At 70.0% G+C, this 9,867-nt stretch carries 11 protein-coding genes; 10 read left to right on the top strand and 1 reads right to left on the bottom strand.

From position 1 onward, the window contains the following. Window positions 1–173: 173 nt before the first annotated feature. From atpB to VM840_05375, 9 genes are read left to right on the top strand one after another with little or no spacing between them, the layout of a single operon-like run. A complete protein-coding gene (gene atpB / locus VM840_05415) occupies window positions 174–980 on the top strand; it encodes a F0F1 ATP synthase subunit A (protein HVL81014.1) in 807 nt (268 codons plus the stop codon). 36 nt (window positions 981–1,016) lie between these two features. Continuing rightward, complete coding sequence (atpE, locus tag VM840_05410; protein HVL81013.1) at window positions 1,017–1,259, top strand: ATP synthase F0 subunit C; 243 nt, start codon at window positions 1,017–1,019, stop codon at window positions 1,257–1,259. 13 nt (window positions 1,260–1,272) lie between these two features. Beyond that, entirely contained in the window at window positions 1,273–1,833 is a 561-nt protein-coding gene (gene atpF, locus VM840_05405; protein HVL81012.1) for a F0F1 ATP synthase subunit B, read from the top strand. A 5-nt stretch (window positions 1,834–1,838) separates the two neighbouring features. After that, window positions 1,839–2,375, top strand: a complete 537-nt coding sequence (gene atpH / locus VM840_05400; protein ID HVL81011.1) for an ATP synthase F1 subunit delta — start codon at window positions 1,839–1,841, stop codon at window positions 2,373–2,375. A gap of 6 nt (window positions 2,376–2,381) precedes the next feature. Further along, window positions 2,382–3,965 (top strand): F0F1 ATP synthase subunit alpha, encoded by a 1,584-nt coding sequence (gene atpA / locus VM840_05395; GenBank protein HVL81010.1) that lies wholly within the window; start codon window positions 2,382–2,384, stop codon window positions 3,963–3,965. A 2-nt stretch (window positions 3,966–3,967) separates the two neighbouring features. After that, entirely contained in the window at window positions 3,968–4,834 is an 867-nt protein-coding gene (locus VM840_05390) for a F0F1 ATP synthase subunit gamma (GenBank protein ID HVL81009.1), read from the top strand. A gap of 8 nt (window positions 4,835–4,842) precedes the next feature. Then, a complete protein-coding gene (atpD, locus tag VM840_05385; GenBank protein HVL81008.1) occupies window positions 4,843–6,336 on the top strand; it encodes a F0F1 ATP synthase subunit beta in 1,494 nt (497 codons plus the stop codon). A gap of 2 nt (window positions 6,337–6,338) precedes the next feature. Next, complete coding sequence (locus VM840_05380) at window positions 6,339–6,740, top strand: F0F1 ATP synthase subunit epsilon (protein ID HVL81007.1); 402 nt, start codon at window positions 6,339–6,341, stop codon at window positions 6,738–6,740. A 39-nt stretch (window positions 6,741–6,779) separates the two neighbouring features. Further along, window positions 6,780–8,417, top strand: a complete 1,638-nt coding sequence (locus VM840_05375) for a SpoIID/LytB domain-containing protein (GenBank protein ID HVL81006.1) — start codon at window positions 6,780–6,782, stop codon at window positions 8,415–8,417. Here VM840_05375 and VM840_05370 read toward each other — a convergent pair. Beyond that, window positions 8,414–9,220 (bottom strand): hypothetical protein, encoded by an 807-nt coding sequence (locus VM840_05370; protein ID HVL81005.1) that lies wholly within the window; start codon window positions 9,218–9,220, stop codon window positions 8,414–8,416. The two genes, VM840_05375 and VM840_05370, sit on opposite strands and share 4 nt — an antisense overlap. A 161-nt stretch (window positions 9,221–9,381) precedes the next feature. Between VM840_05370 and VM840_05365 the strand changes: the two genes are divergently transcribed. Beyond that, window positions 9,382–9,867, top strand: a 486-nt coding sequence (locus VM840_05365) for a UDP-N-acetylglucosamine 1-carboxyvinyltransferase (GenBank protein ID HVL81004.1), incomplete at its 3' end; no start/stop codon positions are given.

Genomic DNA, 9,867 nt, shown 5'->3' with positions numbered 1-9,867 from the left:
TGGGTGGTGCGGATGGGCGGGGTGCTGGCCGCCCTCAGCCTCGCCACCTCGCTCGCCTGGGTGGACAGGCCCGCTCTCGCCGTCTCGTTCTGTGCGACCCTCGCCGTGCTGCTAGGCGCCGAGTGCGTCGCCTACGCCCGCAAGTCCTACGTGCCTGCCTGGAGGATGGCCCGATGAGACTCCTTGCTGCCGCCGAAGGGGCGGAGTTCCACGTACCGACGATCGCCGAGCTGTTCGAGTGGGTCCCGTTCGCGACCTACAAGCTCGCCGGGATCACGTTCCACCTGTCCTGGATGATCGTCTTCCTGTTCGCCACCGTCGCCCTGCTCACGCTGATCTGGGTGATCGGTTTCGCGAACTTCAAGCTGGTCCCGTCCGGGCTCCAGAACTTCCTCGAGGTCGGGGTGGACTTCGTGCGGGAGAACATCGTCCATCCCACGATCGGACCCGAGGGCGAGAGGTTCATGCCGTTCTTGACATCGATGTTCTTCTTCGTCTTCTCCCTCAACGTCCTCGGCATAATCCCCGGCATCCAGTTCCCGATCACGAGCCGGATGGCTTTCCCCGCCTTCCTCGCGCTGCTCTCCTACGTGCTGTTCCTCTTCGTGGGTATCCGCAGCCAGGGGTTCGGCCACTACTTCGGCGGGATCATGTTCCCCTCGGGGGTCCCGAAGCCGATCTACCTGATCCTCACCCCGGTGGAGGTGCTGTCCACCCTCATCTTCCGGCCCCTCACGCTCGCCGTCCGACTCTTCGCGAACATGGTGGCGGGGCACGTGATGCTGGCCATCTTCTTCGGAGCGACCGCTTACTTCCTGCTCCACGGAGAGGGGATCCTGCTGCGGGTGCTCTCCCCGTTCCCGTTCGTGATGTCGATCATCCTCGTGGGGTTCGAGCTGTTCATCGCGGGCATCCAGGCGTTCATCTTCACGATCCTCACCGCGGTGTACATCGCCGGGGCGATGCACCCGGAGCACTGACACGACAACAGCAGGTATCGGAAGGAGGCAGGCAACATGCAGCTACTCGCACAGGCGGCCGAGGCCGCGAACCTCGCCCCCATCGGGCAGGGTCTGGTGTACGGCCTCGCGTCGATCGGTCCCGCGATCGCGGTGGGGCTCGTGTTCTCCAACGCGATCCAGGCGATCGCGCGTCAGCCGGAGGCCGCAGGGCTCGTCCGGCCGATCATGTTCCTAGGGTTCGCGCTCGCCGAGGCGCTCGCCCTGCTCGGCTTCGTCCTCTTCTTCCTCATCGGCTGAGAGGGGAGACACCATGTACCAGCTGTTGCTTGCCAGAGCGGCCGAGGAGGCGGCGGAGGGCGGCGCGACCCGCACCGTTCTGCCGATGCCCGACGAGCTCATCTTCGGCACCATCGCGTTCGCCATCTTCTTCGGGTTCATGGCGTTCTTCGTCTTCCCCCGCCTCCGCGAGGGCCTCAAGGCGCGCGAGCAGGCGATCCGCAGCGAGCTGGAGAAGGCGGAGCAGACGCGCGTCGACTCCGAGGAGCAGCGGGAGGAGCTGCGCCGCCAGCTCGCCGAGGCCCGCACGCAGGCCGACCAGATCATGCGGGATGAGACCGCGGCGGCCGAGCAGCGCGCTCGCGACATCGTGGCCCGAGCCGAGGAGGAGGCGCGGCAGATCGTCGCCCGCGCCCGGACCGAGGCCGAGGCCGAGCGCGGCCGGGTCTTCACCGAGCTGCAGTCCCAGGTCGCGGACCTCTCCCTGGAGGCCGCGCGCAGGGTGGTCGGTCGCGAGCTGACGGACCCGCAGGCGCAGCGTCAGCTCGTCGACCAGTTCATAGCGTCGGTCGGCGCCGACGGACAGGGGAGCTGACGGAGATGGCCGGGGACCTCATCACCGGGTACGCGAGGGCGCTCCTCCAGGTGGCCTCGGCCGAGGGCCAGCTCGATCGGGTGACCGACGAGCTGTTCCGGTTCGCCAAGGTCCTGGAGCAGAACTACGAGCTCAGGTCCGCCCTGACCGATATCGCGGTCCCCGACGAGCGCAAGCAGGCCGTCCTGGACGAGATCCTCGGCGCTCAGGCCTCGCCGCACACCCGGAACCTGATCGGGTTCGTGGTCTCCCAGGGCCGCACCCGGGAGCTCCCGGAGATCGTCGAGTCGCTGAACAGCCTCGCGGCGCAGGAGCGCAACCGGGTGGTCGCCGAGGTGCGGTCGGCCACCGATCTCGACGAGGAGCAGCAGCAGAGGCTGTCCGCTGCGCTGGGACGGGCGACGGGTAAGGATGTGGACGTGAAGGTGGTCATCGACCCGAGCATCCTGGGCGGCATCTACGCCAAGGTCGGCGACCAGGTGATCGACGGCACCGTCCGCCGTCGGCTGGAAGAGCTGTCCACGCGACTCACACAGAGGTGACCCTAGATGGCTGAGCTCACTCTCCGACCCGAGGACATCGCGTCCGCCCTGCGGACGCATATCAGCGACTGGAAGCCCACCGCGCAGGTGGAGGAGGTCGGCCGGGTCCTCGAGACCGGTGACGGCATCGCGCGCGTGTCGGGACTCCCGAACTGCATGGCCAACGAGATCCTCGAGTTCCCGCACAACCTGCAGGGGCTCGCATTCAACCTGGAGGAGAACTCCGTCGGCGCCATCGTCCTCGGGGATGCCTCGCTGCTGCAGGAGGGGGACTCGGTCCGTCAGACGGGGCGGATCCTGTCCGTCCCGGTGGGCGACGGGATGCTCGGCCGCGTCGTCGACGCCCTGGGACGTCCGCTCGACGACAAGGGTCCGATCGCGGAGGACGGCTACCGTCCGCTCGAGATCCAGGCCCCCGGGGTCATCGACCGTCAGCCGGTCCACGAGCCCCTCCAGACCGGGATCAAGGCCGTGGATGCGATGACGCCCGTGGGCCGCGGTCAGCGGGAGCTGATCATCGGCGACCGCCAGACCGGCAAGTCGACCATCGGGATCGACACGATCATCAACCAGCGTCAGTACTGGGGCACGCCGAAGGCCGTGAAGTGCATCTACGTCGCCATCGGACAGAAGGCCTCCACCATCCGTGAGTTCCAGGCCACCCTGGAGGCGCACGGGGCGATGGAGTACACGGTGATCGTGGTGGCCGGCGCGTCCGACCCGGCTCCCTACCGATACCTGGCTCCGTACTCGGGGGCCGCCATCGGCGCCTACTGGATGTTCAAGGGCGAGCACGCGCTCGTCGTCTACGACGACCTGTCCAAGCAGGCCGACGCGTACCGGCAGATCTCTCTGCTGCTGCGGCGTCCGCCGGGGCGGGAGGCGTACCCCGGCGACGTCTTCTACCTGCACTCGCGTCTGCTCGAGCGCGCCGCGAAGCTCAACGACACGCTCGGCGCGGGCTCGCTGACCGCGCTGCCGGTCGTGGAGACGAAGGGTGGGGACGTCTCGGGCTACATCCCGACGAACGTGATCTCCATCACCGACGGTCAGATCTACCTGGAGACGGACCTCTTCTACCAGGGGGTCCGGCCGGCGGTGAACGTCGGTCTCTCCGTCTCCCGGGTGGGTGGGGCAGCCCAGATCAAGGCGATGAAGACGATCGCCGGCACGCTCCGACTCGACCTGGCCGCCTTCCGGGAGCTCGAGGCGTTCGCGCAGTTCGGGTCCGAGCTCGACAAGGCGTCCCAGGCCCAGCTGAACCGTGGAGCGCGCCTGGTCGAGCTGCTGAAGCAGCCCCAGTACTCGCCGATGCCGGTCGAGGAGCAGGTCGTGTCGATCTTCTCGGGCACCGGGCTCCCGGCGAAGGACATCCCGGGCTTCGTCGACGACATCCCGGTCGCGCAGATCCAGCGCTGGGAGCGGGAGCTGCTCGAGTACGTCAGGTCGCGGCACCCGGAGATCCTCGAGCACCTGCGCACGGCCGGCGATCTCCCGGACGAGATCCTGTTCAAGCTCCGGGACGCGGTGTCCGCGTTCAAGCAGACCTTCCAGGCGTCGTTGAGCAACCGCGAGGAGGCGGCCGTCTAGCGATGGGAGCCAAGCTCCGGGAGACCAGGCGGCGGATCCGGTCGATCCAGTCGACGAAGAAGATCACGAAGGCGATGGAGCTCATCGCCGCGTCGAGGATCATCCGGGCGGAGCGCCGCGTGCGCGCCTCCCGTCCCTTCTCCGACCGGATCGGGTCGGTGATCCGCAACCTGGCTGCCACGACGGAGCGCCTCGAGCACCCCCTGCTCGAACGTCACGAGGGGGCCCCCACCGGGCTGATAGTCATCACGGCTGACCGCGGACTGGCCGGGGCCTACAACGCGAACGTGCTCCGCCTGTCCGAGCGCACCCGCCGGGAGCTCGGCGCGTCCAACGTCCTGCTGTACGCGGTGGGGCGCAAGGCCGTCTCCGCGTTCAGGTTCCGGCGCATCCCGATGGAGGACCAGTGGGTCGGTTTCTCCGAGACCCCCTCCTACCAGGACGCGCAGCAGGTGGCGGAGAGGGTGATCGACGACTTCCTGGGCGGCCGGATCGGGAGCGCGAGGATCCTGTACACCGAGTTCGCGTCGATGTTCACCCAGCGGCCCGTCGCCGTGGAGGTCCTGCCGGTCTCGGCAGAGGAGATCGAGGGCGGCCGGCAGTACCCGCCCATCTACGAGTTCGAGCCGGCGCCGGCCGACATCCTGGGGCAGCTGCTGCCGACCTACATCGAGGTGAAGGTCTACCAGGCGCTGCTCGAGTCGGCGGCCAGCGAGCACGCCGCGCGTCGCCGGGCGATGTCGTCGGCGACCGAGAACGCCGAGGAGCTCATCCGTTTCTACACGCGGGTCGCGAACCAGGCCCGCCAGGCAGAGATCACGTCCGAGATCGCCGACATCGTCGGCGGTGCCGAGGCCCTGAGGAGCTAGGAGCAGCCATGGAGACCAAGGGATGGACCATCGCCGACCAGGAGCGCGAGGAGTGGGAGGGGATCGAGCGCCTGGTCGCGGAGAATCCGAAGCTGCGGGGACGGATCCTGTCGGTGATCGGTCCGGTCGTGGACGTCGAGTTCCCGCCGGACGCGCTCCCTGAGATCAACCAGGCGCTCAAGATCCGCCGTCGCGAGACCGAGGGACAGCGCCGGGTCATCACGGCCGAGGTGGCACAGCACATCGGACACAACCGGGTCCGGGCCATCTGCATGCAGCCGACGGACGGTCTGACGCGTGGGTCGGACGCCATCAACACCCAGGCGTCCATCAAGATGCCGGTCGGCAACGAGATCCTCGGCCGCCTCGTGAACGTGGTCGGAGAGTTGATCGACAACGGGCAGAGGATCGAGCCCTCCGACCGCTGGGAGATCCACCGCCACCCGCCGGAGTTCAGCGACCTCGAGCCAAAGTCCGAGATGCTCGAGACGGGGATCAAGGTCATCGACCTCCTCGCCCCCTACGTGAAGGGAGGCAAGATCGGCCTCTTCGGGGGAGCCGGGGTCGGCAAGACCGTGATCATCCAGGAGATGATCGCCCGCTTCGCCAAGGAGCACGGAGGCGTCTCGATGTTCGCGGGGGTGGGGGAGCGCACCCGCGAGGGCAACGACCTCTACCTGGAGATGCAGGAGGCGGAGGTCCTCGACAAGACGGCGCTCGTGTTCGGCCAGATGGACGAGCCGCCGGGCGTGCGCCTCAGGGTCGCCCTCTCCGCCCTCACCATCGCCGAGTACTTCCGCGACGTGGAGCGGCAGGACGTGCTCCTGTTCGTCGACAACATCTTCCGGTTCTCGCAGGCGGGGTCGGAGGTCTCGACCCTGCTGGGGCGGATGCCGTCCGCGGTCGGGTACCAGCCGACCCTCACCGAGGAGATGGGTGAGCTGCAGGAGAGGATCACCTCCACCCGTGGACGGTCGATCACGTCGCTGCAGGCCGTGTACGTGCCCGCCGACGACCTGACGGACCCGGCTCCCCACGCGACCTTCGCCCACCTCGACGCCCGGACCGTGCTCTCGCGGCAGATCGCGGAGCTCGGCATCTACCCGGCGGTGGACCCGCTCGACTCGACCAGCCGCATCCTGCAGCCGCAGTACGTGGGTGAGCGCCACTACGCGGTCGCCCGACGCACGCAGGAGATCCTGCAGCGCTACAGGGACCTCCAGGACATCATCGCCATCCTCGGGATCGACGAGCTGACCGAGGAGGACAAGGTCGTCGTCGCCCGGGCGCGGAAGATCCAGAAGTTCCTGTCCCAGCCCTTCTTCACCGCCGAGAAGTTCACCGGAATTGCGGGCAAGTACACGCCGCTCACCGAGACGATCGAGTCCTTCGAGAGGCTCACGTCGGGCGAGTTCGACCACCTCCCGGAGGACGCCTTCCGCTACGTCGGTGGGATCGACGAGGCGGCCGAGAAGGCGAGGGCGATGGGAGCCGAGGTCTAGACGTGCCGCTGCAGGTGTCCGTCGTCACGCCCGACAGGGAGCTGTGGTCGGGCGAGGCCGATTTCCTCATCGCGCGCTCCGACGGGGGCGATATCGGTGTCCTGCCGGGGCACGCGCCGTTCCTCGGCGCGCTCAGTCACTCGCGGCTCGTGATCCAGACCGCTGACGCGCAGACGTACGCGGCCGTGCACGGCGGGTTCCTCGAGGTGTTCGAGGGGCAGGTGACGATCCTCGCCGAGCGAGCGGAGCTCGCCGAGGAGATCGACCTCAGCCGGGCGCAGGCGCAGAAGGACGAGGCGGAGAGGCGCATCGCCGAGTCCGACACGCCGGAGAACCGGGCGAAGCTGATGCGGAATGCGAACCGGCTGAGGACGGCGGCGGAGGCCGGGCTCCTCAACACCTGATCGCCGACACGGAGCATCGGCCCCCGTACGATGGGACCGATGCGCACCCGTGCCCTCGCCGTCGTCGCCCTCTCCCTCCTCGTCGCGTCCGCTCCCGCCGCGTCGGCCGCCCCCTACGGGGGCCCGGTCACGTTCGAGCCGGCGGACGGGAGCGTCCTGCAGGTTCAGGGGCGGGGATCCTACCGGGGCGACCTGGAGGTCCGCCGGTCGGGGGCGGGGCTGTCCGTGGTCAACGTGGTCGACCTCGAGTCGTACGTGATGGGGATCGCCGAGGTCCCCCCGTCCTGGCCGCTGGAGGCGCTGAAGGCCCAGGCCGTCGCGGCGAGGACCTATGCCCTGTGGGAGATGACCAACGGCGCCTACCGCTCCCGGGGGTACGACATCTGCGGGACGGTCGCCTGCCAGGTCTACAGCGGGGTCTCGGCCGAACGCCGCCGGGGGGGCGAGCGGTGGGTGCGCGCGGTGCGGGAGACGGCCGGACAGGTGCTGCTGCACGGTGGGGAGCCCATCCTGGCCCGGTACCACGCCTCCTCCGGGGGCAGGACGCTGCCCAACGAGATCGTCTACCCCTCCTCGGGTGCGCATCCCTACCTGGAGGGCGTCGCCGACGAGCCGGACAGCGTGTCCCCGCTGAGCTCCTGGACGGTCCGCTTCACGTACGAGGAGATGCGGGAGATCCTGCGCAAGGCGTTCGACCTCGCGGGGGTCCTCGAGACGATAGAGGCGGACCCGGACCGCCGCCGGCTCGTGATCCGCACCCAGGGCGGACAGCTGGAGATGAACATCGTGCGGTTCCGGCGAGAGGTCAGCGACGCCGCGCACCGGCTGTACCCCAGCCGTTTCCCCTCCGAGCGCTCCGACGGGCGGCTCCTTCCGATCACCCTGCCCTCGTCGAGGTTCACGGTCACGAAGGAGGCGGACGGTTTCAGGGTCGACGGACGCGGATACGGCCACGGGGTCGGGATGAGCCAGTGGGGAGCGAAGGGACGGGCGGACAGGGGCGACGACCACGTGGCCATCCTGGGCGCCTACTACGGCGGACTGAAGCCCCAGCGATGGACGGGCGCGACGAAGCTGCGCGTGGGACTGCGGTCCGGGGCTGAGGAGACGAGGGTGTCCGGGGACGGCGCGTTCCGGGTCAGAGAGGGGCGCAACGAGCTCGCCGCCTCCACGCTCGGCACCTGGAGGGTCAGCCCGGGTCCGGGCTCGACGCTGCAGCTGGAGCCGCCCACCGGACACGACCTCCCGCTGGTCCTATCGGGGGTCGCCGCTCCCGGGCTGGTCGAGGTCCCCCGGGGGGCGGACCGGGCCGAGGTCGAGGTGAGGTTCGTCGTCCCGAAGGCGGCCCAGGTCTCGGCCCGCCTCATGAGAGGTGATGAGGTGGTCGCTTCCACCCGCGGCACCTTCGAGGCCGGACCCGCCCTCGTCAGGCTCGCCGCCCCCACCGACCGGCTCCCGGCGCGAGCCGAGCACACCGTCCAGCTGGTCGCCTTCGACGGGTCCGAGAACGTGACGGCCAGCACCCGGCTGACGATCGAGAAACCCGGCTCCCGGGCCCCGTTGGCGGTCGTCCTGGCGACGGTGATGCTGGCCGCGGCCGTCGTGGCCGCCCGGCGCAAGCACGGGGCGACCGGACCCCCCTCCGCGCCCGTCCGGGCGCCCCAGCGGGTCCGCTAGTCGGAGACGAGCCCGGACCTCACGCACCGCGTGCCGCACGGGTACGCGGCGTGGGACCCGAGGGCGTCCCCCAGGCCGAGGGTCCTCTTGTTGATCTCGCCGGGACCCGCGCTCGCGTACATCGTCAGGCCGCGCGACCGCGACGTCCTGAGGTCGAACAGGGAGAGCCAGTGCCCGAGCTCGTGCGTCACGATAGACCGCACGTCGTAGGAGCTGGCGGTCGGCGAGGCGGCCGAGAAGCTCGCCCACCCCAGGCTCGCGTTCAACGCGGTGTCGATATCGACGATCCGATACGTGCGCCGGTCGTAGCAGATGTAGGTGAGTCCGATCGTCCCGGTCGACATCGGCCGCCAGCCGACGGAGTTCACGCCGTCGTCGCAGGTCCCGTCGGACCCCAGCGCGCCCGGCCGGGCCGTGGTCGTGCCCGCGTCCACGAACCTCGTCGCCGGGTTCACCCGGTTCCACTCGGCCGCGGACGCGCGGACGGCCGCGTGCACGGTCGCTGCGTCGGGAGCGCGTGAGGGACGGCCCGCGTCGTTGTACCGGTAGTTCATCGCCGCGACCCCGGACCCGTCGACCGCCCACCGCGCCCGCCCGACCCGGTACTCACCGCAGGTAGCCGCCGCCGGGCAGGTGCTCGAGGAGCCACGCGCGGAGGCCGTGTGCCCGCGGGCCTCGAAGACCCGGACGACGCGCCCGAAGCGCTCCCGCGCCCCGGCCGACCCCTTCTCGTGGCCCGATGCGGGCGGTGCCACGCCCGCCAACAGGGCCGCCAGGGCGAGGGTCAGGGATATCCGGCGCATCGTCGTACCTCCGCTGAGTCGGGGGAGAGCCGACCCAGGGTAGCGAGGAGGGGCAGACGCGCGCCAGGCGCGCGCGCCCCGCGGCGGTCGGTTGGGCTAGCCTTGTGGGGCACCGACGTGTCCGGCACCCCCAGGTGGCCGCTACCCCCTCGGAGAGTCGTATGGCCGATATGTTCGTGATCGAGGGCGGGATGCCCCTCCAGGGCCGCGTGACGGCCGCGGGAGCCAAGAACTCAGCCACGAAGCTGCTCGCCGCCTCCCTGCTCGCCCCGGGTACCAGCCTCCTGACCAGGATGCCCCGGGTGGCGGAGGTCGCCACGATGAGCGACGTCCTGCACCATCTGGGGGTGGCCGTCCGGTGGGTCGGCGAGAACGCCGTCGAGGTGGATGTCCCGGCCGAGCTGGGAGCGGAGGCGCCCTACGAGCCGGTCCGCCGGATGCGGGCTTCCACCGCGGTCATGGGTCCGCTGGTCGCCCGGACCGGGCGGGCCCGCGTCGCCCTACCCGGTGGGTGCAACCTCGGGCACCGAGGGATCGACCTGCACGTCAAGGGCCTCGAGGCCCTCGGCGCCCGGATCGAGACCGTGCACGGCTACCTGGAGGCGTCCGCCCCGCGGCTCGAGGCAGCCCGGATCAGGCTCGACTAC

It is taken from the genome of Actinomycetota bacterium (genome assembly GCA_035540895.1).
GTDB lineage: Bacteria > Actinomycetota > JAICYB01 > JAICYB01 > JAICYB01 > DATLFR01.
The sequence above is the reverse complement of the archived record's forward strand: the minus strand, read 5'-3'. Positions and strand labels throughout refer to the sequence as shown.

What these genes read in the sequence shown, in the direction of transcription:
- atpB (HVL81014.1), top strand. Translation starts at nt 174, where the DNA reads ATGAGACTCCTTGCTGCCGCCGAAGGGGCGGAGTTCCACGTACCGACG.
- atpE (HVL81013.1), top strand. Translation starts at nt 1,017, where the DNA reads ATGCAGCTACTCGCACAGGCGGCCGAGGCCGCGAACCTCGCCCCCATC.
- atpF (HVL81012.1), top strand. Translation starts at nt 1,273, where the DNA reads ATGTACCAGCTGTTGCTTGCCAGAGCGGCCGAGGAGGCGGCGGAGGGC.
- atpH (HVL81011.1), top strand. Translation starts at nt 1,839, where the DNA reads ATGGCCGGGGACCTCATCACCGGGTACGCGAGGGCGCTCCTCCAGGTG.
- atpA (HVL81010.1), top strand. Translation starts at nt 2,382, where the DNA reads ATGGCTGAGCTCACTCTCCGACCCGAGGACATCGCGTCCGCCCTGCGG.
- VM840_05390 (HVL81009.1), top strand. Translation starts at nt 3,968, where the DNA reads ATGGGAGCCAAGCTCCGGGAGACCAGGCGGCGGATCCGGTCGATCCAG.
- atpD (HVL81008.1), top strand. Translation starts at nt 4,843, where the DNA reads ATGGAGACCAAGGGATGGACCATCGCCGACCAGGAGCGCGAGGAGTGG.
- VM840_05375 (HVL81006.1), top strand. Translation starts at nt 6,780, where the DNA reads ATGCGCACCCGTGCCCTCGCCGTCGTCGCCCTCTCCCTCCTCGTCGCG.
- VM840_05370 (HVL81005.1), bottom strand. Translation starts at nt 9,220, where the DNA reads ATGCGCCGGATATCCCTGACCCTCGCCCTGGCGGCCCTGTTGGCGGGC.